This is a genomic window from Pseudomonas sp. URMO17WK12:I6 (genome assembly GCF_003253625.1).
Lineage (GTDB): Bacteria > Pseudomonadota > Gammaproteobacteria > Pseudomonadales > Pseudomonadaceae > Aquipseudomonas.
In genome coordinates, this window is sequence record NZ_QKYZ01000005.1 from 369,370 (window position 1) to 395,375 (window position 26,006).

General features: G+C 61.6%; 21 protein-coding genes and 1 tRNA gene. 3 read left to right on the forward strand and 19 right to left on the reverse strand.

Annotated elements, in window-relative coordinates:
* Positions 1 to 216: 216 nt before the first annotated feature.
* Positions 217 to 1,206 (forward strand): sensor domain-containing diguanylate cyclase, encoded by a 990-nt coding sequence (locus F475_RS12215; protein WP_018929367.1) that lies wholly within the window; start codon positions 217 to 219, stop codon positions 1,204 to 1,206.
* A gap of 131 nt (positions 1,207 to 1,337) precedes the next feature.
* Here F475_RS12215 and F475_RS12220 read toward each other — a convergent pair whose 3' ends face one another.
* From F475_RS12220 to gabD, 3 genes are all read right to left on the reverse strand, one after another.
* Positions 1,338 to 2,552 (reverse strand): response regulator, encoded by a 1,215-nt coding sequence (locus tag F475_RS12220; protein WP_111453991.1) that lies wholly within the window; start codon positions 2,550 to 2,552, stop codon positions 1,338 to 1,340.
* Between the two features lie 136 nt (positions 2,553 to 2,688).
* The gene (gene gabT, locus F475_RS12225; protein WP_111453992.1) at positions 2,689 to 3,966 is read right to left on the reverse strand and encodes a 4-aminobutyrate--2-oxoglutarate transaminase; all 1,278 of its coding nucleotides are present in this window, start codon (positions 3,964 to 3,966) and stop codon (positions 2,689 to 2,691) included.
* Between the two features lie 197 nt (positions 3,967 to 4,163).
* Positions 4,164 to 5,606, reverse strand: a complete 1,443-nt coding sequence (gene gabD / locus F475_RS12230; protein ID WP_018929370.1) for an NADP-dependent succinate-semialdehyde dehydrogenase — start codon at positions 5,604 to 5,606, stop codon at positions 4,164 to 4,166.
* A gap of 349 nt (positions 5,607 to 5,955) precedes the next feature.
* Here gabD and F475_RS12235 point away from each other — a divergent pair.
* A tRNA-Arg gene (locus tag F475_RS12235) sits at positions 5,956 to 6,032 on the forward strand.
* Between the two features lie 79 nt (positions 6,033 to 6,111).
* On the opposite strand, the gene F475_RS12240 is transcribed toward F475_RS12235, so the two are convergent.
* From F475_RS12240 to F475_RS12260, 5 genes are all read right to left on the reverse strand, one after another.
* Complete coding sequence (locus F475_RS12240; RefSeq protein ID WP_256597102.1) at positions 6,112 to 6,381, reverse strand: hypothetical protein; 270 nt, start codon at positions 6,379 to 6,381, stop codon at positions 6,112 to 6,114.
* A gap of 20 nt (positions 6,382 to 6,401) precedes the next feature.
* A complete protein-coding gene (locus F475_RS12245) occupies positions 6,402 to 7,022 on the reverse strand; it encodes a hypothetical protein (protein WP_111453993.1) in 621 nt (206 codons plus the stop codon).
* Entirely contained in the window at positions 7,019 to 7,600 is a 582-nt protein-coding gene (locus tag F475_RS12250; RefSeq protein WP_111453994.1) for an RNA polymerase sigma factor, read from the reverse strand. The genes F475_RS12245 and F475_RS12250 overlap by 4 nt, the downstream gene beginning before the upstream one ends.
* Positions 7,601 to 7,608: 8 nt before the next feature.
* Positions 7,609 to 9,342 (reverse strand): VWA domain-containing protein, encoded by a 1,734-nt coding sequence (locus F475_RS12255; RefSeq protein ID WP_111453995.1) that lies wholly within the window; start codon positions 9,340 to 9,342, stop codon positions 7,609 to 7,611.
* Between the two features lie 87 nt (positions 9,343 to 9,429).
* Positions 9,430 to 9,990, reverse strand: coding sequence for a YbhB/YbcL family Raf kinase inhibitor-like protein (locus F475_RS12260; protein ID WP_018929375.1), 561 nt, complete (start codon positions 9,988 to 9,990; stop codon positions 9,430 to 9,432).
* Positions 9,991 to 10,130: 140 nt separating this feature from the next.
* Here F475_RS12260 and F475_RS12265 point away from each other — a divergent pair, with 140 nt between their 5' ends.
* Positions 10,131 to 11,660, forward strand: coding sequence for an apoptosis inducing factor family protein (locus F475_RS12265; RefSeq protein WP_111453996.1), 1,530 nt, complete (start codon positions 10,131 to 10,133; stop codon positions 11,658 to 11,660).
* Between the two features lie 23 nt (positions 11,661 to 11,683).
* Here the strand turns inward: F475_RS12265 and pgaD are convergent, their stop codons facing one another.
* The 11 genes from pgaD to F475_RS12320 form a co-directional block, all read right to left on the reverse strand.
* Positions 11,684 to 12,211, reverse strand: a complete 528-nt coding sequence (gene pgaD, locus F475_RS12270; RefSeq protein ID WP_111453997.1) for a poly-beta-1,6-N-acetyl-D-glucosamine biosynthesis protein PgaD — start codon at positions 12,209 to 12,211, stop codon at positions 11,684 to 11,686.
* Complete coding sequence (pgaC, locus tag F475_RS12275; protein WP_018929378.1) at positions 12,208 to 13,563, reverse strand: poly-beta-1,6-N-acetyl-D-glucosamine synthase; 1,356 nt, start codon at positions 13,561 to 13,563, stop codon at positions 12,208 to 12,210. The genes pgaD and pgaC overlap by 4 nt, the downstream gene beginning before the upstream one ends.
* A 1-nt stretch (position 13,564) precedes the next feature.
* Positions 13,565 to 15,562 carry a poly-beta-1,6-N-acetyl-D-glucosamine N-deacetylase PgaB gene (gene pgaB, locus F475_RS12280; RefSeq protein ID WP_111453998.1) on the reverse strand — a complete coding sequence of 666 codons (1,998 nt, stop codon included), beginning with the start codon at positions 15,560 to 15,562 and terminating at the stop codon, positions 13,565 to 13,567.
* Positions 15,563 to 15,574: 12 nt separating this feature from the next.
* Positions 15,575 to 18,055 (reverse strand): poly-beta-1,6 N-acetyl-D-glucosamine export porin PgaA, encoded by a 2,481-nt coding sequence (pgaA, locus tag F475_RS12285; RefSeq protein ID WP_111453999.1) that lies wholly within the window; start codon positions 18,053 to 18,055, stop codon positions 15,575 to 15,577.
* Positions 18,056 to 18,305: 250 nt separating this feature from the next.
* Complete coding sequence (locus F475_RS12290; RefSeq protein ID WP_064615766.1) at positions 18,306 to 19,817, reverse strand: YdgA family protein; 1,512 nt, start codon at positions 19,815 to 19,817, stop codon at positions 18,306 to 18,308.
* Between the two features lie 236 nt (positions 19,818 to 20,053).
* Positions 20,054 to 20,689 carry a hypothetical protein gene (locus F475_RS12295; protein ID WP_019651562.1) on the reverse strand — a complete coding sequence of 212 codons (636 nt, stop codon included), beginning with the start codon at positions 20,687 to 20,689 and terminating at the stop codon, positions 20,054 to 20,056.
* Positions 20,690 to 20,770: 81 nt separating this feature from the next.
* A complete protein-coding gene (locus F475_RS12300) occupies positions 20,771 to 22,219 on the reverse strand; it encodes an efflux transporter outer membrane subunit (protein ID WP_111454000.1) in 1,449 nt (482 codons plus the stop codon).
* The gene (locus F475_RS12305; protein ID WP_064615762.1) at positions 22,216 to 23,103 is read right to left on the reverse strand and encodes an HlyD family secretion protein; all 888 of its coding nucleotides are present in this window, start codon (positions 23,101 to 23,103) and stop codon (positions 22,216 to 22,218) included. The genes F475_RS12300 and F475_RS12305 overlap by 4 nt, the downstream gene beginning before the upstream one ends.
* The gene (locus F475_RS12310) at positions 23,100 to 23,309 is read right to left on the reverse strand and encodes a DUF1656 domain-containing protein (protein ID WP_018929385.1); all 210 of its coding nucleotides are present in this window, start codon (positions 23,307 to 23,309) and stop codon (positions 23,100 to 23,102) included. The genes F475_RS12305 and F475_RS12310 overlap by 4 nt, the downstream gene beginning before the upstream one ends.
* Positions 23,306 to 25,378 carry an FUSC family protein gene (locus tag F475_RS12315; protein ID WP_111454001.1) on the reverse strand — a complete coding sequence of 691 codons (2,073 nt, stop codon included), beginning with the start codon at positions 25,376 to 25,378 and terminating at the stop codon, positions 23,306 to 23,308. Before F475_RS12315 ends, F475_RS12310 begins: the two co-directional genes overlap by 4 nt.
* Positions 25,375 to 25,803, reverse strand: coding sequence for a MarR family winged helix-turn-helix transcriptional regulator (locus F475_RS12320; RefSeq protein ID WP_111454002.1), 429 nt, complete (start codon positions 25,801 to 25,803; stop codon positions 25,375 to 25,377). The genes F475_RS12315 and F475_RS12320 overlap by 4 nt, the downstream gene beginning before the upstream one ends.
* Between the last annotated feature and the right edge of the window lie 203 nt (positions 25,804 to 26,006).

The following is a 26,006-nucleotide window of genomic DNA, read 5'->3' on the forward strand; positions in this document are numbered from 1 at the left end:
CTTGCTCCCGCTCGGCTGCGCAGCAGCCGCAATACCTGACGACGCGTTTTAACTGAAAAAACGCGTCGCCAATACCGCCCGGCGGGAGCAAGCTCCCTCGCCACGAAAGGCGGGAACTTCGCTCCAAATCCCCTATCTCAAAGACACTTCGCCACCCCGGCGGGCTTTGTGTTGGCCGCTGTCGAAATAGCGGCACGCCCTTTGAGACTTGTGCCGATGGTCAATAAAAACCTACAAGACACATCCCTTCCACAGTGGCCCGAGGCCGCGCAAACGCTGATGGCGCTGATGCATGCGCAGGGCGAAGTGGCGCGCCTGAGCGAACGCGAACAGCTGTTCAGCTCGCTGCTGGTCAGCGTCAACGCCGTGCTTTGGGCATTCAACTGGGAAACCCGTCAGGTGCTCTACGTCAGCCCGGCCTATGACCGGATCTTCGGCCGCCCCGCCGGCCTGTTGCTGTCCGACTACAACCACTGGCGCGACAGTGTTTATCCCGACGATCTGGACTACGCCGAGCGCAGCCTGGCGCAAGTGCTGGTCAACGGCGCCGTTGAAGACCGCGAGTACCGCATCATCGCCGCCGACGGCCAAGTGCGCTGGCTCAGCGACAAGTGCTTCATCAACCGCCAGGCCGAACCGGGCCAGCCAGTGATCATCGTCGGCATTGCCGAAGACATCACCGAAAAGAAGCAGATGGAAACCGAGCTCCACCGCCTGGCCACCACCGACGTGCTGACCCAAAGCAGCAACCGCCGACACTTCTTCGAATGTGCCAATCACGAATTCGAGCAGGCACGCCAGCAAGGCAAGCCGCTGGCCTTCCTGCTGCTGGACATCGATGACTTTAAAGTGATCAACGACACCTACGGCCATCCGGAAGGCGACAAGGTGCTGCAACGCATCGCTGAGAGCGGTCGCGCGGCCCTGCGGCGTGGTGATCTGTTCGGGCGGATCGGCGGTGAGGAATTCGCCGCGGTGTTCCCCGGATGTGCACCGGACATGGCCATGCAAGTGGCCGAGCGCCTGCAACGGGAGATTCAACGGTTGAGTTTCAGCCATGACGACCAGACGTTCGGCATCACCGTCAGCCAGGGCCTGACCAGCCTCACGCCCGAGGATGAAAACCTCGACAGCCTGTTCGCCCGCGCCGATGCGGCGATGTACCAGGCCAAGCGCCAGGGCAAGAACCGGATAATCTCTGGCTGATGATCGCTCCCACGCTCTGCGTGGGAATGCATCCAGTGACGCTCTGCGTCACGACTTGCGAAGGGACGCGGAGCGTCCCGGGCGGCATTCCCACGCAGAGCGTGGGAACGATCTACAACGATCTACAAAGCCTATTTTTTGCGCAAGCGCATCAGCTCCGGCAATCCGATCTTGAGCAACCGCGCCGTGCGGCTCTTGGCCAATGCCTCGATCCCCTCATGCTCGGTCAGGCGCGCCAGTTGTGCGGCCATGTTCATCACCAGCGCTTCGCGGGAGTAAACCCCGCCACCGAGCTGATAAACCGCCGCAATCAGCTCACGCAGCTCCAGCGGCAGGCGCCAGCGGGTACGCAGCGCCGAACCGTAGGCCGCGCCGAATTCGGCCAGGGCATCGCCGACTTCCTCCCATTCATCCAGCTCACCACCGGCCTGCTTCCACTCCTGCAAACAGCGCAGCAACGCCAGGTCGCCGAGGCGGTGCAGCATGCCCGCGCAATAACAGCGCTCCTGATCCAGATCCAGCAAGCGCGCCAGCGTTCGCGCGTATTCCGCGGTGTGCAGGGACAATTCCCAATAGCGCTCGGCATAGTCCGCCAGTTGCGGATCACTGAGCCGGGCACTGCGTTTGAGGGCAAGTCCCAGAATCAGGTTCATGCTTTGCCCGGTACCCAAGCGATGCAGCGCCTGGGACAGGGTTTGCACGGCGGCGCCATGATGCTGGGCCGCGCTGTTGGCGGCGGCGATCAGCACGGCGGTGACTTGCGGATCCGTGCGGATCTCGTCTTCAAGCCGCACCAGATCGAGGCCATCGGGATTGAGGCTACGTTTGATCGCCACCTGCACATCGGTCATCAGCGGCGCGCCGTCGGCCAGTTCGCGCCGCCGCTCCAGATACACCGACAAGGTCATGCCCGGCGCCAATGACGGCACCTCGCAAGACACCTCTTCACCGGCGTTCAACAGAAAATCCTGCAAACGCTGGGTCAGGTTTTCCATGTCCAGGGGTTTGGTCAGGTACGCCGTGGGCGCCAGGGGCAAGGCTTCACGCACGCTGGCGCTGTCGTTGCGGCTGCTCATCAGAATGAACGGCAACGGCGGATTACGTTTGCGCTGACGAACGCTGCGCAAGACACTCAGGCCATCGACGCCGGGCAACTCCCAGTCGACGATCACCAGGTCATAAGGGTTCTCTGCCAACAGCTGCAGGGTTTCCTGGCCATCGGCACACAGGTCCAGCCGCGCATCGCAGCGCACATTCAACAACACCTGCTTGAGCAGGTCGCGGGACCAGGGGTCCGCCTCGGCAATCAACACTCGCGGTACAGCGGGTAACACCACAGCAGTCATCTGCACACTCCAACGGCAATGCTTGCACCTTAGTCAATGCTGGCCATTCGATACAGCCCAATTGCCCCTGATGTGTTTCAAGGGGCATAAAAAAACCCGCCGAAGCGGGTTTTTTGTCGATCAGTTCACAAACGGATCAGAGCTCGGCGAAGCACTCTTCGATGATCGCCAGGCCTTTGTCCAGTTGCTCGTCCAGCGCGGTCAGCGGTACCAGCACGCGCAGAACGTTGCCGTAGGTGCCGCACGACAGCAGGATCAGGCCCTTGTCGCGAGCCTTGGCCACAACGGCGGCTACAGCAGCCGGGTTCGGCTTGTGGCTGTCGCCGTTTTCGAACAGCTCGACAGCGATCATCGCACCCAGGGCACGCACGTCGCCGATCACCGGGTATTTGGCCTGAATGGCTTTCAGACCAGTCACCAGACGCTCGCCAACCGCTTTGCAACGGTCCAGCAGGTGCTCTTCTTCGAACACTTCCATCACGGCCAGGGCCGCGGCGCAAGCGATCGGGCTACCGGCATAAGTGCCGCCCAGGCCGCCTGGAGCGATGGCGTCCATGTATTCGGCCTTGCCGCACACACCGGCTAGCGGGAAGCCGCCAGCGATGGATTTGGCGAAGGTGGTCAGGTCGGCGGCGACGCCCATCTGTTCCATGGCGAAGAAGGTGCCGGTACGGCCAGCGCCCGTTTGCACTTCGTCAGCGATCAACAGAATGCCGTGCTGGTCGCACAGGGCGCGCAGACGCTTCATGAACTCTTTAGGCGCGACGTAGAAACCGCCTTCGCCCTGCACCGGCTCGATGATGATCGCGGCGATATCACGCGGCTCGGCGTCGTTCTTGAAGATGCGCTCGATGCTGGCGATCGAATCGTCGATGCTCACACCGTGCAGTTCGTTCGGGTACAGCGCGCGGAAGATGCCGCCTGGCATCAGGCCCATGCCGGCCGAGTAAGGCACGACTTTACCGGTCAGGCCCAGGGTCATCATGGTGCGACCGTGGTAAGCGCCGGTGAACGCGATCACACCGGCACGGCCAGTGGCGGCGCGGGCGATCTTGATGGAGTTTTCCACAGCTTCGGAGCCGGTGGTCACCAGCAGGGTTTTCTTGGCGAAATCACCCGGCACCTTGGCGTTGATTTTTTCGCACACTTCCACGTACGGCTCGTAGGCCAACACCTGGAAGCAGGTGTGGGTCAGCTTGTTCAGCTGCTCGGTAACGGCGGCGATGACTTTCGGGTGCAAGTGACCGGTGTTCAGCACGGCGATACCGCCGGCGAAGTCGATGAACTCACGACCTTCAACGTCGGTCACGGTGGCGTTCTTCGCGTGGTCGGCGAAGATCGGGTGAATCTGGCCAACACCACGGGGTACAGCAGCGGTGCGGCGGGCCATCAACTCAGCGTTAGTCTTGCTCATACATTCCTCATTCGCCGCTCATCGGTCGGCGTGGTTCAAGGATTAAGCGGCGGGGAAGCAACTACGGCAGCATGCGATGATCGACTGCCACAGCGTTCCCGGCCACAGAGAAAATTCCGTTTGAAGCGCGCAAAGGGACAGCGCTCTCGTGCCCTTTGCGTTTGAAGCAATGCCTTGCCGGGCCTATCCCTTCGGGCTTAGATGCCCAGGCAGAGGTATTTGATTTCCAGGTAATCTTCGATGCCGTACTTGGAGCCTTCACGGCCCAGGCCCGACGCCTTGATGCCGCCGAACGGCGCGACTTCGTTGGAGATCAACCCGGTGTTGACGCCGACCATGCCGTATTCCAGGGCTTCAGCCACACGGAACACACGGCCCAGGTCACGCGCATAGAAGTACGAGGCCAGACCGAACTCGGTGTCGTTGGACATCGCGATCACGTCGGCTTCGTCTTTGAAGCGGAACAGTGGCGCCAATGGACCGAAGGTTTCTTCCTTGGCCACGGCAGCGTTGTTCGGCACGTTGGTCAGGATGGTCGGCTCGAAGAAGTTGCCTTGCATGCTTTTGCCACCCGCCAGCACGGTGGCGCCTTTGCCGACGGCGTCAGCAATGTGCTCTTGCACCTTGGCCACGGCCTTTTCGTCGATCAGCGGGCCAGTGGTGGTGCCGTCTTCCAGACCGTTGCCGATCTTGAGTTTGGCCACAGCCACTTTCAGTTTTTCGGCGAACGCGTCGTAGACCGAATCCTGAATGTACAGGCGGTTGGCGCAGACGCAGGTCTGGCCGTTGTTGCGGTACTTGGAAATGATCGCGCCTTCGACGGCCTTATCCAGGTCCGCGTCGTCGAACACGATGAACGGCGCGTTGCCGCCCAGTTCCAGCGAGACTTTCTTGATGTCCTTGGCGCACTCGGTCATCAGCTGACGACCGATTTCGGTCGAACCGGTGAACGACAGTTTGCGCACGATCGGGTTGCCGGTCAGCTCGCTGCCAATGTCGCCGGCGCTGCCGGTCACCACACTGAACACGCCGTTCGGAATACCGGCACGCTGGGCCAGTTCAGCCAGGGCGAATGCAGAGAACGGAGTTTGCGATGCAGGCTTGAGCACCATGGTGCAACCGGCGGCCAGGGCCGGGCCTGCTTTACGGGTGATCATTGCAGCCGGGAAGTTCCACGGAGTAATCGCAGCGGTCACGCCGATCGGCTGCTTGATCACGATCAGGCGCTTGTCTGGCTGGTGGCCCGGAATCACGTCACCGTAGACGCGCTTGGCCTCTTCAGCGAACCACTCGATAAAGGAAGCGGCGTAAACGATCTCGCCCTTGGCTTCAGCCAATGGCTTGCCCTGTTCCAGGGTCATCAGGCGAGCCAGGTCATCCTGGTTCTCGATGATCAGCTCGAACCAGCGACGCAGCTTGTTCGCGCGCTCCTTGGCGGTCAGTGAACGCCAGGCCGGCAGCGCTTTATCAGCAGCTTCAATCGCACGGCGGGTTTCGGCAGCGCCCATTTTCGGCACAGTACCCAGAATTTCGCCCGTTGCCGGGTTGTTGACCTTGATCGTCTGACCGTTGTCCGCATCGACCCAAGCGCCATCGATAAAGGCTTGCTGGCGGAACAACTGGGTGTCTTTAAGCTGCATGTCGGCTTTCCTTAACAGCACCGCGGCCAGCGCGGAGCGAATTATGATTGTAGAAAGGCGCCTTATAGGCTGCCGTCAGGGAAATCATTCACCGGGCTGAAGCACATAAATAGCGCACTGATCGAACTCGTGCGGTTCAGCACCCAGACAAGAGCGTTTGAAATCTCAAACGAATCCTAGGATCAAAGGGGGTAAAGGACAATAGGCTGTTCGAAAAAAAGAACGAAAACGCCGCATTTGCTTATTTTTTCTGATCAACGTAGCAAACGCAGGTTACGCTTTGGAAAAACGCAGACGATTCAGCAGCATGGACGCCCGCAGCGCATATGAGTATCATGGCGCCCGCATTGCACCAGTAGCTCAGCTGGATAGAGTACTGCCCTCCGAAGGCAGGGGTCGTGGGTTCGAATCCCGCCTGGTGCACCATATGTAGAAACGAGAAAGCCTCAGGTCTTAGGGTCTGGGGCTTTTTTGTGGGCACAAAAAAACCGCCAAAGCGGTTTTTTCATTCTGTCGTCCAGTCAAACTCGTCGTATTCATCATCGTCTTCTTCGTCCTCGATCAACTCATCATCAAGAACGTCTTCCTCAAGATCCTCTTCTGCCTGCTTCGCCAGAAGAAACTCCTTACGACTCTCAGTCACCGCTCGCCGCAGTTCCTCACCCTTCACCGGGCAGTTGAGCATTTGGGCGATGCGGTCGATTTTTTGGGCCACGGCATCCTCCAACGCATCGGCTATGGGCTGATAGTGCGCGCTTTCGGGTGTCGATGCCAAATCGGCGACCGCTGTTCAGCTCATTTTTTCTGCATTTCCTTGAGTTTGGCCGCCAGGTTTTCCTTGGGAAAGCGCTTGTGCAATGTCGTCATCAGCGCTTCGGCGGCTTGGGTCTGACCGGCGTCTTGCAGGCGCATCACTTCACGTAATTGATCATCCAGTGACTTGGCCGGCGCGGCGGCGCGTTTGCTGAGTTTGGCTTCGTCGGCCATTTCGCTGTTGATCGACTCGCGCTGCATCGGTGCAGCAAAATCCGCCATCGGCGCAGCCGGTGCGGGCGCGGACAAAGCCTCGGCCGGTGCGGCCTGGGAGCGGGCAGCGGCTTCCTGTTTGGCGGCCGGTGCGGACGCTTTCGGCGCAGGAGCGAAGTCGTAACTCGGCAATTGCTCGGGCGTGCGTTGCACCAGCGCCAGCATCAGCGCAACCCCGACCAGGCTTGCGAACGCGACTTGCCAACGGGGCTGTTGGCAGGTGCGGAGCCAGCGTTGCCACAGGTTCGGCTTCGGCGCGGGGGCTTCGCGGTGGGCAGTGGCGAGGATGAAGGCGTCGAGGTGCGCCGGTGGTTCGCCGCTGCTGTGATCGCGAAAATGCTTGAGCATTTCATCGTCGGGCGATGACGGTGTTTGTTTGGCGTCAGTCATGTCAGTACCTCCTCGGCCAGCAGCCGACGCAGTTTTTGCTGGGCGTAGCGCAAGCGGCTTTTCACGGTTTCCAGCGGTGTTTCGGTGAGGGTGGCGATCTGCGGCAGGTCGAGGTCGCCGTGGGCGCGCAGCAGGAACACTTCGCGCTGGTCGGCGGGCAGGGTTTGCAGGGCGGTTTCGAGGCGTTGACCGTCGCGGCTCAGGCTCAGCAGTTGTTCAGGGTCGGCTGCGTCGTCGATCAGGGCGTGGGCCTGTTCGTCATAGCTGTCGAGCAAGGGGTTGTGGACACCATGTTTGCGCCAGTGATCGATCAGGCGGTTGCGGGCGATCTGGTAGAGCCAGGTACGAAAGTTCGCCCGGCCTTGTGGCTGACTGGTGCTGCGGATCAGGCTCAGCCAGGTTTCCTGGTACACCTCTTCGGCCAGTTCAGGTTTACCGCTGAGGCCGAGAAGGAATCGATACAGGCCCTGGCGGTGGCGGGCGTACAAAACTTCGAACGCCGGTCCGTCGCCAGAGCGGTAGCGCGCCAGCAGCGATTCATCGCTGCAGGCGGTTGAGCTGATTGCAGGATCGGACATGTCAGCCTTCACTCTATCCGGTTGTCGTTGGGCGGTTGATTCGAGGCGGTGGAGGTTCGCAGGCTCTGCGCCAATTCCACCAATTGCACGAACTCACCACGCAGGCCAAACGGGTCATCACCCCGTGCGCCACGGGCCAGGGCTTCGGTGTCTTTCAGGCTGAAATCACCGGTGTAGCGCCCGTCCTTGAGCTGCTGGGAAAAGGCAGCGACGGAGGCGGCAAAGCGCAGGTCATCGCTGGCGGCCGAGAGTTTACCGGCCTCCCCCTTCAGGATTGGCCGCTCGATCAAGCGACTGTTCCCACCTTCCGGCAACTGATAACGCACCCGCAGCATCGCCAATTCTCCGGTTTTTGCGGAAACTTCTGCCCCGGAATTGCCGTAGCGCAGCGGTTCCAGCCAGCCCTTCTCGCCCTTGGGCACAATTTCATACAGCGCCGTCACCGTGTGCCCTGCGCCGATTTCTCCGGCGTCGACTTTGTCGTTGCTGAAATCCTCACGCTTCAAGGCGCGGTTCTCATAACCCAACAGCCGATATTCGCTGACCTGAGCAGGGTTGAACTCCACCTGCAGCTTCACGTTTTTCGCCACCACCGCCAGGGTTGAGCCGAGTTGATCCACCAGCACTTTGCGCGCTTCGCGCAGGTTGTCGATGTAGGCGTAGTTACCGTCGCCGGCGTCGGCCAGTTGTTCCATCAGGTGTTCATTGTAGTTATCCACACCAAAACCCAGGGTGGTCAGGGACACGCCGGTCTTGCGTTTATCCACAGCCATTTGCTTGAGGCTGTCGAAGTCGCTGATACCGACGTTGAAGTCACCGTCAGTGGCCAGCAGGATGCGGTTAATGCCTTTGGGGATAAACGCCTGTTGCGCCATTTGGTAAGCCAGTTCGATACCCGATGCGCCGGCGGTCGAGCCGCCCGCCGTCAATTGATCGATGGCGGTACGAATTTTCGCTTTTTCCCGTCCGGAAGTCGGCTCCAGCACCACACGGGATTCTCCGGCGTAGACCACCAGCGAAACCCGGTCCTGCTCGCGCAATTGATCGACCAGCAATTTCAGGGTGCTTTTGACCAGAGGCAGGCCTTCGCGACGGTCCATGGAGCCGGACACGTCCACCAGAAATACCAGGTTCGCCGGGGCCAATTCCGCCACCGCGCGATCGGATGCCTTGATGCCGATACGCAGCAATCGGGTATGCGGGTTCCAGGGTGACGGCGCCAGTTCGGTGGTCACGCCAAATGGCGAGCCGTCGGTGGGCAAGGCGTAATCGTAGGGGAAGTAATTGACCATCTCTTCCAGCCGCACCGCCCCTTCCGGCGGTAAACGCCCCTGATTGAGCAAGCGCCGGACATTGGCGTACGCGCCGGTATCGACATCGGCGCTGAAGGTCGAGACCGGCGCTTCGGCCACGCTGTGAATCGGGTTATCGGCCAGCGCCTGATATTGCTCGCGCTGTTCATCCCGATAGCCCTGTGGATAAGCCTCACCGGCCGGCACTGGCGCGAAAGCGACCAACGGGCCAGGTCGTGCGCTGCGCTTGGCCATCGCGGTGTCCGCCATGGCCGCTTCGCGCACCAATGCTTCGGTTTTCGGCGCATTTTGAGCCGGAGGCGCAACCGCTGCCGGGTTGCCCGTCTCAGAGGGTGGTGTGGATGAACCGCCGCAACCGGCAACGGCCAGCAGCAACCCGGCGGCGAAACCCTGGGCGGCCGGGCGGAGGACATGCAGAGGAAGGGACATGGGGGCTGACCTCAGGAGGAAATTGACTCATTCATCCTCTGAGACGGACAGCCCGCCGGGTTCGGGTTAAGCCGACGTGAAAAATCTTCAGCGGTGATAACGCCGCACCACGCTGCTGTTTTTCAACACATGGCCTTTGATCTGCTCCAGCAGCTGCGCGCGGGTCAGGCCGGCGGGCAAGGCTTCTGGCGCCAGGTCCAGGGCGTAGATCTGGATGATGTAGTGATGGGTGCTGTCACCGATGGGCGGGCACGGGCCGATGTAGGTGGTGGTGCCTTTGATGTTGGTGCCACCCACGCCTTCGAGGGTGGATTTAGTGCCGACACCGGCCGGGATCTGCCGCGTCGTGGCCTTGATGCCGTAACGAATCCAGTGATCGACGCCCAGGCCTTTCTGGCCGTCCGGGTCGTGCATGACGATGGCGTAGCTGAGGGTGCCCTGGGGGCCGGCGCTCCAGCTCAGGGCCGGAGACTGATTCTTGCCGCCGCAACCGCTGGCATCGCTGGCCTCCGCCGACGTGAACAGCCGATTGTCCGAAACGCCGGGGATGCTGAGGGTGAAACGCTCCTGGGCCTGCGCCGGCAATTGCACGCAAAGGGCGACTGCAACGGCCGCCAGCCAAGGGTTCAAAGAGGTCAATCGGGTCATACCGGAGCACCTTGTGCGGGGTGGGGCCGTCGTCGGCACGCAAACTATAGCCGGACCGTTCGTGCGGTGGCAGTGGGAATTGGCTGAACCTGGGAATAAGCGCCAAACTCCTAAGTGAAATACCTGCCTGGAGATCGATCATGGCACTGCACCGCGTCGCCCGTTTCGCCGATGTGCCCCTCGAGCGTGGCCTTGAAGTCCGGATCGACAAGATGAAAATCGTCTTGCTGCGGGTCGGCGATCAATTGCGCGCCTATCAGGGCAGATGCCCCCACGCCGGGGCTCCCTTGGCCAAAGGTGCGCTGTGTGAGGGCCGACTGATCTGCCCGTGGCACAAGGCGGCTTATCGGCTCGAAGACGGCGCGCTGTGCGAGCCACCTTCCCTGGACAGTCTGCGGCGCTATCCGCTGGAGTTGCGCGACGATGAGGTCTGGGTCGACGACCAGCCGATGCCCGGCCCCAGCACACCGCCGGAGGATGATAAGCGGACCTTTGCGATCATCGGCGCCGGTGCAGCGGGGACGGCCTGCGCGGCGGCGCTGCGGGAGAAAGGCTTCGGCGGTCGGGTGCTACTGATCGACCGTGAGCCCGAAGCCGGATACGACCGTACGGCATTGAGCAAATTCGTGATTGCCGGGGAAATGCCACCGGACGAAGTTCCGCCGCTGCGCGATGAAGACTTTTATCGGGAACAGCGCATCGAACGGATAAACAGCGATGTGATGGGCCTGGATGCACCGAACCGGACCCTGCGCCTGGCCGATGGTCAATCGTTGAGCTATGACGCCGCGGTGATTGCCACCGGCGGCATACCAAAATCCCTGTCGCTGCCAGGCGCCGATCTGCCGCAGGTGTTCGTGTTGCGCTCGAAGGCGCAGGCGCAGCAGATTCTGACCACCGCAAAACCGGGTCAAAGGGCAGTGATTGTCGGCGGCAGCTTCATTGGTCTGGAATCCGCTTCATCCCTGCGTCAGTACGGCTTGGATGTCACCGTCCTGACCCGCCATGCCATCCCTTTCGAGGCGCAATTCGGCGAGGCCGTCGGCAAGGCGATTCGTGCCCTGCACGAGGCCAATGGTGTGGTGTTTCATACCGATGGCGAAGCGGCGAAGATCGAAGGCACAGGCAAAGTCGAAGCGGTGCTGCTGGACAACGGCCAGCGCTTGCCGGCGGATCTGGTGCTGGTCGGCATTGGCGTCACCCCGGCGACCACCCCGTTTACCGATCTGCCGAAGGAAAAAGATCAGTCATTGAAGGTCGACGGCGGCATGCGCGTGACCGACGGGCTCTGGGCCGTCGGCGATATCGCGACCTTCCCGCTCAATGGCCAGCCCCAACGGATCGAACACTGGCGCCTGGCCCAGCAACAGGCGCGGATTGCAGCGGCGAATATGCTCGGCGGCGACGAACGCTACCTCGACGTGCCGTATTTCTGGACCTGGCACTTCGGCAAAAACTACGACTACCTCGGACACGCCGAGGCCTGGGACGAGGTTGAATTCAAAGGCGACCCAGAGCATCCACCGTTTATTGGCCTGTTCGCCAAAAACGGCGTGGTAGCGGCGGCCGTTGCCTGCGATCAGGAACGGGCCATGGCGATGCTCGCCGAACGGATGAAACAACCGCTGTCGATGGACGAGGCGTGGCGCCTGGTTCGGGATTTTGCCTGACGCACGTCCGCAACGCGTCAGGCTCAGATGTGGCTTATCGGCTCGCGGTTGTCATCATCTTCGGCCGGCAGGCGGATCACCAGTGGATGCTCCAATGGCGCCAAGGGCGGCGGCAGTTGAGACGGGTCGACCGGGGTGAAGTGCGTAACGACATGGCTGACATCGCCTTCCTGATCGTTGTGAATAGTCATCGAGCCCGGTGCGCGCAGTTTCGCCAGCCGGTCGCCGGTGAGCTTGAAGCTTTTGCTCAGCCCCTGATCGTCCACCACCGGCGCCGGCAAACGGCGCTGGGCGAAGCTCTTGCTTTTGCGTTGTTGATAACGCGCCCAGCCAATCAGGATCACCGCGTTCGCCAGCGCCACCCACAGGTAAATCTGCAACGTGCCGAGGGCGTCGAAAAACGACCCATCGATGCGCGGGCCGTCATGGGTATCGATCAGCGGCCACAAACCCCGCGCCAGCAAATACAGCAGCCCGATCCAGGCCAGCACGGTGAAGAAAACATCGAGAACGACCAAAAATGGCCGCTGCCGGGTTCTGATGATTTTCATTTGATGACCTCCTCTTCATCGTCATCCAGCGGCTTGATGCCCCGGTCCGGACTGACCCACCGCGCGCGCTTCTGATGTTGGCCAAACAGCACTTTGGGGAAGCTGACCAGGGTGGTGAGCAGGCTGATGAACCAGAACACCAGCGGGTACCAGACCACCCAGAACATGGTCCTGCCGAGCCCTTTTTCGTAACGGCGATCGATCATGATGCTGACCGCGAATTGCACCAGGCAAACCACCGCCAATAGCAGCCCGGTAAAGGCCGGCGGCATCAGGTGATGGACGGCAATGGCGGGCGGCATTTCGACGAAGTTGCCGACACCCCAGAAAATCACCGACAACAGGAAGGTGAAGGCCCAACCGGTGGACAGGCAGTATTCGAACAGCAGCGGCCACAGGTAACGATGGCGGTATTGCCAGATGCCCCGGATGTTCTTGAACAACACCTCGGCGCCGCCCTGGGCCCAGCGCAAGCGCTGCTTCCACAGGCCGCCGAGGGTTTCCGGCATGAGGATCCAGCACAACGCGCGGGGCTCGTAGAAAATGCTCCAGTGATCCAGTTGCAGCTTCCAACTGATGTCGATGTCTTCGGTGATCATGTCCGGGCTCCAGTAGCCGACCCGGTTCAGGGCCGTACGACGGAAGGCGACGATCACCCCAGAGACGGTAAAGATCCGCCCGAACACCCGCTGGGTACGCTTGATCAGGCCGATGATCGAGGAGAACTCGCCGACCTGTACCCGGCCGATCAGGGTCGAACGGGTGCGGATTCGCGGGTTGCCGGTCACGGCGCCCAGTCGCGCGTTGTCGAGCATCGGCGCCACCAGATAGGCCGCGGTGTTCGGCGCCAGCAGCGCGTCACCGTCGATGCACACCAGGTACTCGCTGCGCGCCGCGATGGCGCCCATGCGCAGGGCAACGGCCTTGCCCTGGTTCTCCGCCAGGTGCAGCACCCGCAAACGCGGATCCTGCGCCGCCAGTGCGTCGAGCACCGCGGCGGTGTTGTCCTTGGAGCCGTCGTTGATCGCGATCACTTCGATGTTCGGGTAATGCTGGGCCAGCGCCGCGTGGATGGTATCGGCGGCGTTGTCGCCTTCGTTGTAGCAAGGGATCAGGATCGAGATCAGCGGTTCGCCGGCCAATGGTGGCGGCAAGGTGTCGTCCTGCCACGGCCAGTGCCGCTCCCAGTGCAGCCAGAAATACAGGCCGCCGGCGATCCACAGCCCCGACATGAACAGTGGGTAGAAGAACACGAAGTCCATCAGGAATTGCCCGGTGACCAGAAAGATCAGCCCGAGGGGAACCCCCAGGACGATCGCCAGAACCAATAGGGCCAGAAGTCTGTCCAGCATGTTATGGATTCCACTTGTTGGAGAGCGCCGGCCGCACGGCTTTCAGGTCCGGCTGGTTCTCGAGGAAGTTGTCTGGGTAGTAGCCGAAACTGGTGGCGCCCTGACGCTTGAGGCGGCCCATCCAGTCAGCCAGCTGCCCGCCGTCGATGTCGGCGTGTTTATTTTTCGTCCAGTCGCGGGCCTGCAATTCGAACACCGTGCGGTCGAGGGCGCCGGGGCGCGATTTGACCGTCGCCACCAGTGCTTCAAGCCAGGGGCCGGATTGCTGATGGCTCTGTTTTTCCATCAGTGGCATGGCCATCGGTGCCGTCCAGTCGTAGGCGCCCAGGAAGTCGTCGAGATTCTGCGCAAACCAGGCTTCGCTCTCGGGGTTGAGCATCGGCTCGGCGAAAATATTGCGCGCCGTTTTCACTTGCGGGCCGCGAATGGCGCGAACCTTGGCGGTCAGCTCATGGGTGAAATCGATCAGGTAGCGGCTCTTGAACCGCGTCCAGCGTTGCAGGGTGGCCGGATCCTCGCGCAGGGCGGCAATCGAACCGGGCAGACCGTTGGCGGCATAGATTTTCAGGGCTTCGGGGCCGGCGTCTTCGAAGTCCGACAGCACCGCGTCATCGTGATAGAGGATGCCGTCGACCGAGGTCAGGCGGGCCACGTCTTCGTAGATTTCACCGATGATGCGCCGCACGTTCGGATCGAACGGTGACAAGCGCTTGTACTGGTCCGGATCGATCGACGTGGTGCCGGTTTTCGGGTCCCAGCGAGTGACTCGCGGCAGCTTCGAATCCAGGGCAAAACTCAGCACCGGCATCCACGCGAAAACTTTGACGTGAGCCCGGGTGCGCAGCTGCCAGGCCACACGGTCAAAGATATCGGCACGCATCGGCAGGTGGCGGTTGGGGAAGTACAGCGAATGCACCAGGCCATCGCCCGCAGGGTCGGCGAAGGCTTGCAGGAACACCGTGTTGGCGCCCATGTCGGCCATGCGCTGGATCAGTTTGCCGAGGTTGATTTCCTGTTGGGCCGGGTCCGGGTCGTAGACGTTGTCCAGGTCCACATGCACCACGCGCATCGGCGATTCGGCCTGCACCGCGACGACGCTGTTGGCGAAGTGTTCGCCATCCGGGTCCGAGGCCACCAGAAAGCGCGGGCTGCTCATCAGGTTGTCGAGGGCATCGAGGCCGTCGTCCAGTGTCAGAGCCATCTTATAACCCTGGTCGTTGATCACTTGCAGCGAGGTGCCATCCGCCACGCCGTACGGCCAGACCCAGACTCGCGGTTTGTAACCAGTGACCTTGCGGATCTTCTCCGAGATGGCCGCTACGTCGGCGCGCATCCGGGCCTGGAATTGGGCTTCGGTTTCATAGCGACCGGTGGCGGCGTCATAGCGCCGGGTCGCGGCCGCCGGCTGCAGGTTGCCTTGCGGGTTGGCCAACACGCCTTTGTGGCTGGCGTCGGTGTGGGCGGCGATTTCCACCAGGCCAGACCGGGAAATCTCGCGGATCTGCTCCCAGGTCAGGAAATCCGAACGCTTGCGCGGTGTGCCGGCGAAGTCGACTGGCTGGTTCGGCGGCGTGTCGATCCACACCCCGACCGGCGCCAGCAAGGCGTGCCAGTTATAGGCACGCAGCACCGGCAACACGCGGGTGTAGAAACTCGAATAACCGTCGTCGAAACTCAGCAGGATCGCCCGTGGCGGCAATTCAGGGCCGCCATTGCGAGCGGCGATGATCTGGTCAACGGTGACCGGTTGGTAGTTGTTCTCCCGCAACCATGCCAGTTGCTCGATCATGCGCTCGGTGCGCACGGCCACCACCGCCTGATCGGGGTCGCGGTCTTCGACATCGTGGTAAGCGATCCCCAATACATGGTTTTTCGGCCACGGCTTTTCATTGGCCGACACCGGGCGTTCGGACGGCGGTGCGAAGGCTGGGGCTTGCTGGGCACAGGCGCTGATCAACAGCACTCCCAGCAGGAGGATGAAACGCGAAATAAAAGGCATCTTCAAACTCTTCTAGAAGCGGTAAGTAAGGTCGACGAGCAGGCGCAGATCGGTTTCCCGGTCACCGTCAAATGGCCGGTTGATCACGCTCAGCAGGCCGCCCACCTCGAACACGTCGTTCCAGCTGTAGCGCTGGCCGTAGCCCAGCAGGGCGATACCGCCGGTGCCGTGATCGCGCTGGCTGTAAGTGCCTGCACCGGCCTGGAACTGCTGGCTCCAGGAGGTTTCGTAGCGGTGGTAGAGCACGTGATTGACGTTCACCGTCGGCAGCACGCTTAAGTCGGATTTGGGGTTGAAGTACGGCACGTCGTCGGACTTGGAGTTATGGCTGCTGCCGACTTCCAGACCGAGGTCGACTTGCAGCCCCGGCGCGCGATAAATGCCCTCGCGACCAGTGAGCACAGCTTCGATACGGTTGTTGCCGTCGCTGAAGTGCGAGGGGCTGACCGCCAGTCTCCACTCACGGCTTTCATTGGCGCGCCAGCGGATAAAACCGCTGCCGCCGTTGGCCGTGATGTCGCTGTTCAACGCTCGCAACGGCGTTTGTGCCGACAGGTATTCGAGGCTGCCGCCGTACTGCCAGTGATCGTCGATGTCTCGGGCAATCGCCAGGCGCGCGCCCTGTTTATCGCCAAAGCCGTAGGAATGGTTGGAAACTTCCGCTTCCAGGGACATGTCGCGGGTCCGGCGTTCGAGCCCGACACGCTGGAAGCGATGGTGACCAGTGCCTTCCTGGAAATCGCCAGTGGCGTAGCCGGCACCGGCGAACAGGCGCCAGTCTTCATCGATGGGCGGGCTGTACAGCGTGGTTTCGATGCCGAAATCGCGGCTGCCGTTGACCGCCCCGACATCGCCGTTGCCGCCGCCATAACTCTTGCCGCCGTAGGCCTGCACTCGCAGCTCGGCCATATCATGGACCGCACGCTGACGCTGCAAACGCTGCACCTGACGGTTGTCCGGAAAACGCGCGACCACATCGTCGGTCAGCGCATCCATCTGCCGCCATTCCTGCAGGTCCATGGCAGTGTGGCCCTGAGCGACTTCCAGCCCGATATCCCGCGGGGCCATGCTCTCGGTTTCCTTGAGCTGATTCTCGGCGCGTCGTGGCCAGTCCCGGGCCAGGTACAGATCGGCCTGGGCCAGGCGCAGGCCGATGTTGCCCGGCGCCTGATCCACCAACGCCTGTAAACGCTGCTCGCCCGATGGCAGGTCGGCGCCGTAGGTGCCGGCCTGGGCGGCGAGTTGCTGCGCGTCCATCCATTCATCGTTGGGGTTGCCCACCGGCAAGCCCTTGAGCTCGACCCGTGGCTTTTGGGTCTTGGCCAGGTCCTCGGCGACCTTGCGCGCATCATCGGCCTTGTCGCTTTCGAGCAGGGCGTAATAGAGCGCGGTGCTGTCTTCCAGGCGATCGCCGACATCGGCATCCGGCGCTACCAGCACCTGGCGATACAAATCGGTGGCGATTTCCGGCTGACGCTGATCCAGATAGGACGACGCCACCCAACGCAGGGCATAGGTCGGAATCTTCACGCCTTCGGCGAGCAGCTTCTGGTATTCGGTGATCACATCGGCGGTGCGCGCTCGGGCCTTGAGGGCGCCCATGCGGTCGATTCGCCAGCGGATGACGTCATCGTGGGCCGCAGGGTCCGGCGTCCAGGTCGCCAGTAACTGGTCGTAGTCGGCCAGGGCCCGATCGGCGATCACATAACGTTCTTTTTCGCTGCGGGTGGCGAGTTCGGCCAGGCGCACGCGTTCGGCGGCCAGGTCACCTTCGAGACGGCGTTGCGTGACCGGATCAATCAACCCCGGCCGCTGACGCGCCAGGCGCAAGGCCGGCTCCGGCAAACGAGCGCGTTGCAGGGCAATCACGTATTCCCGAGCGACTTCGGGTTTGCTGCCGGCGCGGGTGAAGGCCTGGTCGTATTCAAACAACGCATCGTAAGTGGCACCGGCGCGAGTCAAGGCGTAGGCCAAAGCCAGACGGCGGCCAGGATCATCCGGTTTCGCCGCCACCAGAGCCCTGGCGCGGGCAACCGCCTCGTCAGGTTTACCGGCGTCGGCCTGGGTCATCGCCAGGCCCAGCTGCAGGTCGGCATTTTGCGGTTCAAGAGCCAGGGCCTTGTTGTACACCTGGGTCGCCGAGTCCCAACGCTTGAGGTTGCGATAGGCCCGCGCGGTGGCAGTCAGGGCCTGGACCGGCAACGCTCGATCACGTCCCTGGGTTTCATAGACCTGTACCACTTCGGCATCCAGACCGGCCCAACTGGCGATCTGCAAGTGATCGCTGATCTGGCCAGTGGAGGCCTGGCTTACCGGCACCTGGCGCAACACCGTCAGCGCAGGCGTGTAGTTGCCGGCCCGCGCATCGCGAACCATTTGATCGTAAGGGGTATCGGCGAGCGCCAGCACCGGCCACAACAATTGGCCGCACAGCGCAACGCGAAACAAGGGGCGCAGCCCACGGTGAATAAAGGGACCAGCAATACGCGGCATTCGTCAGCATCCTTACATGGCCAGCCGGGTCGCAATGCCCCTTGCCCACTTGTGACGGAAAGCCGGATCGAAAGACCCGGCCAAGCTTTATCGAAGCAGTCTTGCATGCAAGCGTAGTCAATAATTCAAGACACAATATTTCTTCAGATTCGTGACGGGCCTCCCCTCACCCCGTTTCGGAACCCCAGACAGCAAAACGCCCGGCGTCTGCGTGTTGCAGAGGCCGGGCGTTGCGCTGAAGCCTGCGGTTTTACTGGATGGTGACGTCGCCAGTGCCACCGAGCTTACTCATCACAAAACCGACAAACTCTTCGAGGGTCATTTTCTGGCCGTTGAAGTCCACCTGATTGTTGGCGTAATGCAACTTGGTGACGACGTTGTTACCGTCCAGTTTTGCCAGTTGCGTACCGACCGCCATGCTGCTGAACATGTCGGCGGTTGCGCTCGCCTGATCGGCGATGAGCTTGGCATCGGTCTGACCGTCGATTTGCGACTGCACGGTGAGCAAATCAATGAGCATTGGCTTGGACACCAGTACGTTGAGTTCCAGCAACGCGATCAACTGCTTGACCAATTGGTCCGGCGGCAGGTCCATGGATTGCGGTTTGGTCAGGTCCAGCACCAGGTTGGCGCGGCTTTCGCCGTTGCTGGTGTTGAACGACAGGTTTTCCAGGGCCACCTGGGGACCTGCGGCCAGCAGTTTCTCCAGACCGGTCTTGACCTGTGCCTCTTCGGCCGGGGTCAGGTTCAGCGGCGGCGCCGGCAGGCCGGCGGCAGTGGCTTCGGCGGCGGCCCGCTCGTACGGTTGCAGTTTGGTCTGATAGATCTGCATCAGCGACATCGTCGACGGGATGTCGAGGTTTTTCAGGCTCATGGCCATCTGCGCAGAGCCGATAACCTTGCCGTTCAAGGACACTTCACCGACCTTGTAATCGGCACGCCCCGAAGCGTTGGTGCCTGATTCCCCAGTCTGATTCTTCATTTCAAAGTTCTTGAAACCGAGTACCGATTGCTTGGGGCCAAAGGTGGTTTTGCTGTTTGTCAGCTCGAGGGTGTTGTCACCGACGTAATAGCCGTAGGTGCTTTTGTTCAGGTTACTGGCCAGGGTCAAGCCGTTGAGCTCGACCTGAACCGGGGTCTGGTCTTCAGCCACAGTGGTCAGCTTCAGGCTGTCCATGTAACCGTCGGCCTTGACCTTTTGCGCCTGGGCGCTGGCGGCCACGTCGAGTTTCAACCCGGAGAACGTCAGGTTGGACTTGTCATCCAGTGCCGCTTCCAGCGGCAGGAATTCGAGCGAGCCCTTGGTGGAGTTGTCGTAGCCGATGTTGACCACACCCTTGACCGGGGATTTGTCCTTGGCGGCGGCGAACCACTTTTCGGTCAGCGGGGTTTTTTCCAGCTCATAGTGACTGGTGGCCAGGACTGGCAACCACTTGAACGATACCAGGCGCGAGAACGGCAGCGGGCCGTGTTCGATGCGGTCGACGAACAGCATCTCCATCGGTGCTTCACCAAACATCTCGCCCTCGCCCTTGAGGCGGTAGTGCGCGGTACTACTGAACACATGACGCTCCAGCGACACCAGCTCCAGCGACGCCGTGCCGTTGGAACCTGCCAGCGCGGCATGCAGTTCTTTGTTGGCGTCGGCGATCGAGCTGTTCAGCACCCCATCAAGTTTGCTGCCGGTGTACCAGGCGCCGCCCGCGCTGATTGCACCGATGGCCACGACAATTCCTAGAAGCACGCCTGCTGATTTATTCATGAAGTACCCGATCAATGTCCATTGTTGAAAGTGTGGTCGTCTTCCCTGAACCCATAACGGGTCGCGGTCACGACTGCGCTGAAAGTGGCGAGGAGATTAGCATTTGCGCCGCAGGGCGGCCCAATGATTAAAGGTGAAAGAGTGTCCATGGGATGCGGCGGCCTGTGGACAACTGGCAGGGGGAGAGTTTCGGCGATCGTTCAATCGCCTTCGCGAGCAGCCCTGCCAATACAACCTTACGAATACTGAACCTCGATCTCATCAAGCTGATGATCAAAACTTTTTAGCCGCGCGGTCCACGTATACACCAGCACTTCAAAATCCCGATTGATCACCGCCCCGCCAGTCACTTCCGCGCGTGGGTCACAGAAATCCAGTTGATAGCGTTCGCGGGCCATGGCGTTGGCGACATCGGACAGTTCTCGGGCATTGTTGAGCCAGTGCCAGCCCTCGTCGGCCACTTGCTTGTCCAGCGCCTGGCATTGCTTCTTCAAGGTTTCGAGGCTTTTTTCCAGTGGTGTGCCGGTCAGTTCGCCCATGACTTCCTGAAACGTGCGACCCGGTTGCCAGTAACTGCCCCAGAAATATCGGTCGAACACCGTTTCTACCCGACGCAACGCCACCTTGGTGTCCCAGATCAGTACCAGGGTTTTGCCTTGTTCGAGTTGTCGTTTCTTGATGCGCTGGTTCTGGAGGGAAGCCCAGGCGACCACCACGATGGCCATCACGGCGATCAGTGCCGCCGCGCTGTCGAGGAATATCAGCGCCTTGTCGATCTGGTGGGCCAGCATGACGCCATAGAAATAGGTGGCCGACAGCAAAACCAATGCCGCAATGGCGCACCAGAAGCCGGGAGCGTAAGGGTTTTTCATTATTAGATCCCCATGACCAACGCAAGCCTTGATCGACGGGTTCGCCGCGCGACCCCATCAAATCAAAGCATAGCAACGGCCTCAGGGTTTGCCGGGTTGTGAGCCTTGCGTTCGTCCGCTTTCCCAGCCGCCGCCCAAGGCGAGGAACAGATCGATCTGGCTCATGGCGACCTGGGTGTTGGCCGAGGCCAGTTGCGCCCGTGCATCGGTGTAGGTGCGGGTGGCTTGCAAGTCCGCCAGGAACGACGCGCGACCGGCCTGGAAGAAGCGGTGGGTCTGGTCCGCCGCCAATTGCGCCGACTGTTCGGCGTCCGCCAACGCATCGCGGCGCTGAAGTTGCGCGGAGTATTGCGCCAGGCCGGTCTGAGTCTCGCGGATGGCGTTGAGTACCACGCCATCGAAATGCGCCAGCGCGCCTTGGGTTGCGAACTCGGCCTCACGGATTCGCGCGCGGGAGCCGTTGGACGGTACGGTCCAGGTCAGCAACGGACCGAAGCCCCAGCGATTGGTCGACGGTTTGCCAAGGTTTTCCAGGGTGCCGACCGTGCCCACGGTCGCGCCGATGCTGATGTCCGGGTACAACTCGCCGGTGGCAATGCCGATGCCGGCGGTGGCCGCCGCCAACTTGCGCTCGGCCTGGCGCACGTCTGGTCGGCGTTTGAGCAGAGTGGCGCCGTCACCCACCGGCAACAATTGGGTAACTTTCGGCAGCTCGGCGCAGTCGCTGGTGCCCGCCGGCAGTTGCTCGACCGGTTTGGCCAGCAGCATCGACAAGCGGAACAACCCGGCCTGACGTGCGGCTTCATAACGCGGCAATTCGGCGCGCAAGGATTTGAATTGGGTTTGCGAACGGGTGACCTGGGTTTCATCGCCGCGCCCGGCATCGCGCAAGCGCTGGGTCAGGGAGGTGCTCTGGGCTTGCAGGTCGAGGGAATGCTGCGCGATCTCCCGCTCTTCGTTGGCCGCGCAGACCTGGGTGTAAGCCCGCACCACATCGGCCACCAGGGTGATGCGCGCGATGTCCGCTGCCGCCTGGGTCGCATCGGCATTGGCCTTGGCCGCTTCGATGCCGCGCTGCAAGGTGCCGAACAAGTCGAACTGATACGAGGTCGTGATGCCGATATCGCCGACGTTGGCCACGGGCACTTTTTCCGGTATCAAGAATGCTTCGCCGGACTCCTGCAAACGCTGGGCGCCGACCTTCACGCCGCCGCTCCAACCGCCCGCCGCCTGCGCTTCGTCGACCTGAGCGCGAGCCCGCGAAAGATTCGCCGCCGCCACCCGCAAATCGGTGTTGGAGGCCATGGCCTGCTGCACCAATTGGTTCAGACGCGGATCCTGATACAACCGCCACCAATCGGCGGGCACCGGTGCCGAGACGACATGTTTGCCGTTCACCGCCAGGTCGCCCTGAAAGTCTTCACGGTGCACGGCGGCCTCGTCCGGCAAGTGATAATCCGGCCCCACTACCTGACAGGCCGACAGCAACAAGCCCAATCCGGCAACCGCCAAACCCGAGGCCCTGCTCATTTCGCCGGCCCCCCGATTTGATCGTCGATGATCGACACGGTGGCCGTACGCCCGGCAATCATGCGGAAATCTTCCGGCACCTCATCGAAAGCGATTCGCACCGGAATCCGCTGGGCCAGCCGCACCCAACTGAACGCCGGGTTGACGTTGGGCAACAGGTTGCTGCCGCTGCTGCGGTCACGGTCTTCGATGCCGGCGACGATGCTTTCGACATGCCCGCGCAGGCGCGCACGGTCGCCGATCACTCGAATGTCGACGCTCTGGCCGACATGAATGCCGTCCAGTTTGGTTTCTTCGAAATAGCCGTCGATGTGGAAGGAATTGCTGTCGACCACCGACAACACCGGGCGCCCGGCGCTGACGAACTCCTGAGAGCGCGGCGCCCGGTCGTTGACGTAGCCATCCACCGGGCTGCGGATCACCGAGCGGTCGAGGTTGAGCTGGGCGCTGTCCACCGTCACTTGCGCTTCCATCAACGCCACTTCGGCGCGCGCCACCCGGGATTGGCTTTCTTCCAGTTGCTCGGCCGGGACCAGATTGCCCAAGCCACGGTTACGCTTGGCCTCGCGCTGGGCTTGGGCCAAGGTTTCCTGACGGTCGGCGACCGCCGCTTTGGCTTGGCGCAGGGCCAGCTTGAAGCGGTCCTGATCGATGCTGAACAGCACCTGGCCGCGTTTCACCCACTGGTTGTCGCGCACCTCCACTTGCTGGATCAGCCCCGATACATCCGGGGCAATCTGCACGATATCGGCACGGATGTGCCCGTCCCGGGTCCAGGGCGCGAACATGTAATACATGACCATGCGCCAGACCACGACAATCGCGAAGGTCACGATCAACAACGTCAGGACCACACGGCCGAGGGTCAATAAAGGTTTTTTCATGTCATCAGGTATCGACTGAGTGAGTCCACGGCGCCGAGCAGCACAGCGTAGAGAGCCACGTTGAACAATGCCCGGTGCCAGACCAGACGGTAAAAGTGCAGGCGCGTCAGCACCCCGTGCACCAATAGGAACAACACATAGGTAATGCCCATCAGCACCAGCAGCGTGGGCAGGAACACCCCGCTGATATCCAGATCACCGATCATAAAGGCGCTCCATCGATGCCATGGGGAAGCGGTTCTTCGAGTTCGCCCGTGCCGACAAACTCGACGCCCGGCAACAGCGCCAGACGCAGGCCGCTCAAGGCGTGCAGCAAATGCAGACGGGTTTCGTCATCACCTTGGCCGCCGAGGGCGCGGCGGGTGCGATCGAGGGTCATCAGCAACGGACTCGGCGCCGGCAGACGTTCGCCAGCCTCGAGGCACGCCTTGAAGTACTCGCCGACTTCAGCCACCACCTGGCGCAGCAGCGCTTGCGGCGCACCCGGCACTCGCGGCGAATAGGCGAGCAGGTCCAGCAGATTCAGGGCCACGCGCACTTCGCGCAGGGCGATGCCGGTGTCCTGGCCGGTCATGGCCAGTCGCGGCAAATGCTGCATCAGGCGATCGAGCATCTGCACGCCCATGTGCCGGTGTTCGGCCAGCGTGGCCGGCTCGGTCAGGCCGACGATGTCGCGCCAGCTGAAACGGGTCAGGCGCTTGGCCGCCAGTTCCGCACCGAATGGCCGGGCGATCAGGGTCCAGATGAACGCGAACAGTAACCCTATGGGCCCGGCCAGGTTGGAGTTGGTGAAACTGAGAAAATCCGCGTCGTAGGCGCCCTGAATGCTGATGAAGGACGAGGTGTTGACGATGGTCAGCAACATCCCCAGATAAAAACGCGGCTGCACTGTCAGGGTGCCGACGCAAATGAACGGGATGGCGAACGCCAGCACCAGCATCGGGAAGTCATGCAGGTTCGGCAGGATCAGAAACAGATAAAGGCCGGCGAACAGCACCGACATCGCGGTCCAGAAAAAGAACCGGTAGATCTGCGGCGCCGGGTCGTCCATCGACGCAAAGAAACTGCACGCCACCGCCGCCAGGATCACCGCGCTGCCGCCGTCGGTCCAGCCGAGCAGAATCCACAACACCGAGGCAACGATGATCGCGGTGACCGTAGAAGCCGCCGAATAGAGCATCAAACCACGGTCGAGAAACGGTGACAGTCGCCCCAGCCGCCAGTGCCGATACACCGCGCGCCAGTTGTCCTGACTCTCACACTGAATGGCGTATTGCAGGCTGCGACAGTCTTGCCACAGGTCGATCCACTCGCCGAGGCGATACAGCGCGTTGGAAAACAGCAACTGCTTGCGATCGTCCAGCGCCTCGGCACTTGGTTGCAACGCTTCGAGCCGGTTTTTCAGGGCCTGCCAACGGTCGAGATCAGCGTCTTTGTGGTCAAGCCATTCGGTGGTTGCGGTCAGCAGTGGCGCGAACTTATCCACAAGCTCCGGCGTGCGCCGCTCGAGGGCATAAAGCGCATCGTCGAGGGCGTCGATCACCGGCAACAGATGAATCATCCGACCGCGCAGCTCCTTGGTGTTGCGCACCGTTTGCGCTCGCGCGCCCTCGTGCGGCAGCTGACCGATCATCAATTCCAGACTGTTGAAGTTCGCCACCATCGATGAACGCAAGGCGCTGACTTCCTCCGGCTGCACATTGCGGCTGAGGAAGCGCAGGCTGTAGGTCGAAGCATCGGCAAACCATTTGTTCACCGAGTCGTTGAACACCGGCGCCAGCCGCCGTGGCCAGAACATGGCGCCGACGACCGCCGCGCAGGCGATGCCGAGAAAGATCTCTTCGGTCCGCGCCTCGGCCACGTCCCACACCGCCAAAGGGTTAGCCACCACCGGCAAGGCGATCAGCGGCAAGGTGTAACCGGCGAGCATCAAGGCGTAGTTGTTGGCGGTACGCAGGTGCAAGGACAGGAACAGCAAAATCCCGGTCCACAGCGCGATGACCACCACCAGCACATAAGGGCTCTGAACGAACATCGGCACAAAAAACACCGCCGCCGCCGCACCGAGCAAGGTACCCGCCGCGCGATACAACGCCTTGGAGCTGGTAGGGCCGAGGAACGGGCTGGAAACGATGTACACCGTGGCCATCGCCCAATACGGACGTGGCATTTGCATGAGCATGGCGATGTACAGCGCAATCATCGAGGCCGCAAACGTGCGCACACCGTAGAACCAGTCTCGCGCCGGGGGCACGCCGGTGAAAAAACCGCTCAAGGCTGAACCACCGGCAGATGATTGGCCGCTTCGAAGGCTTTGAGTACCCGCAGTGCCGCTTCCAGATCACTCTGGTCGATGCCTTCGAGCACGTCCTGGCGCAAACGCACCAACTCAGCTTCGACCGCCTGCACCAACTCGCGACCGGTCGCGGTCAGGCTCAGGCATTTGGCGCGTCGGTCATGAATGTCTTCGGTACGGCAGACGTAACCGGCATGGCACAGCTGATCCAGCAAGCGCACCATCGACGGACTCTCCATCCCCGCCGCCTGCGCGACCGTCACCTGCCGCACACCCTCGCCCAAACGCCCGATCATCAACAGCGGGACGGCGCAGGCTTCGGAGATTCCATAGTTGACCAGCGTGGTCTGGCAGATCTTCCGCCAATGCCTGGCGGCCACCACCATGGAGCTGCTGATGTTCATCTGGAGAGCGGCGAGGTTCTTTGGCACGAGGGAATGCACACAATGTTAGTTTGCTAACTATCAATATGGCATTCGAGGGGAAAGTTGGTCAAGTTTTGAAACAAATTGGCGAGCAACGGCCAGACGCGGAAAAAGCTAACAAACTCAGTTTCTGCCCAGTTTTTTTTACCACTCACCAGTTTTTTTTACATTTCGCCATTTTT

Bases quoted from the DNA above. Each gene is read 5' to 3' on its own strand.
- F475_RS12215 (WP_018929367.1), top strand. From the start codon at position 217: ATGGTCAATAAAAACCTACAAGACACATCCCTTCCACAGTGGCCCGAG.
- F475_RS12220 (WP_111453991.1), bottom strand. From the start codon at position 2,552: ATGACTGCTGTGGTGTTACCCGCTGTACCGCGAGTGTTGATTGCCGAG.
- gabT (WP_111453992.1), bottom strand. From the start codon at position 3,966: ATGAGCAAGACTAACGCTGAGTTGATGGCCCGCCGCACCGCTGCTGTA.
- gabD (WP_018929370.1), bottom strand. From the start codon at position 5,606: ATGCAGCTTAAAGACACCCAGTTGTTCCGCCAGCAAGCCTTTATCGAT.
- F475_RS12245 (WP_111453993.1), bottom strand. From the start codon at position 7,022: ATGACTGACGCCAAACAAACACCGTCATCGCCCGACGATGAAATGCTC.
- F475_RS12250 (WP_111453994.1), bottom strand. From the start codon at position 7,600: ATGTCCGATCCTGCAATCAGCTCAACCGCCTGCAGCGATGAATCGCTG.
- F475_RS12255 (WP_111453995.1), bottom strand. From the start codon at position 9,342: ATGTCCCTTCCTCTGCATGTCCTCCGCCCGGCCGCCCAGGGTTTCGCC.
- F475_RS12260 (WP_018929375.1), bottom strand. From the start codon at position 9,990: ATGACCCGATTGACCTCTTTGAACCCTTGGCTGGCGGCCGTTGCAGTC.
- F475_RS12265 (WP_111453996.1), top strand. From the start codon at position 10,131: ATGGCACTGCACCGCGTCGCCCGTTTCGCCGATGTGCCCCTCGAGCGT.
- pgaD (WP_111453997.1), bottom strand. From the start codon at position 12,211: ATGAAAATCATCAGAACCCGGCAGCGGCCATTTTTGGTCGTTCTCGAT.
- pgaC (WP_018929378.1), bottom strand. From the start codon at position 13,563: ATGCTGGACAGACTTCTGGCCCTATTGGTTCTGGCGATCGTCCTGGGG.
- pgaB (WP_111453998.1), bottom strand. From the start codon at position 15,562: ATGCCTTTTATTTCGCGTTTCATCCTCCTGCTGGGAGTGCTGTTGATC.
- pgaA (WP_111453999.1), bottom strand. From the start codon at position 18,055: ATGCCGCGTATTGCTGGTCCCTTTATTCACCGTGGGCTGCGCCCCTTG.
- F475_RS12290 (WP_064615766.1), bottom strand. From the start codon at position 19,817: ATGAATAAATCAGCAGGCGTGCTTCTAGGAATTGTCGTGGCCATCGGT.
- F475_RS12295 (WP_019651562.1), bottom strand. From the start codon at position 20,689: ATGAAAAACCCTTACGCTCCCGGCTTCTGGTGCGCCATTGCGGCATTG.
- F475_RS12300 (WP_111454000.1), bottom strand. From the start codon at position 22,219: ATGAGCAGGGCCTCGGGTTTGGCGGTTGCCGGATTGGGCTTGTTGCTG.
- F475_RS12305 (WP_064615762.1), bottom strand. From the start codon at position 23,103: ATGAAAAAACCTTTATTGACCCTCGGCCGTGTGGTCCTGACGTTGTTG.
- F475_RS12310 (WP_018929385.1), bottom strand. From the start codon at position 23,309: ATGATCGGTGATCTGGATATCAGCGGGGTGTTCCTGCCCACGCTGCTG.
- F475_RS12320 (WP_111454002.1), bottom strand. From the start codon at position 25,803: ATGAACATCAGCAGCTCCATGGTGGTGGCCGCCAGGCATTGGCGGAAG.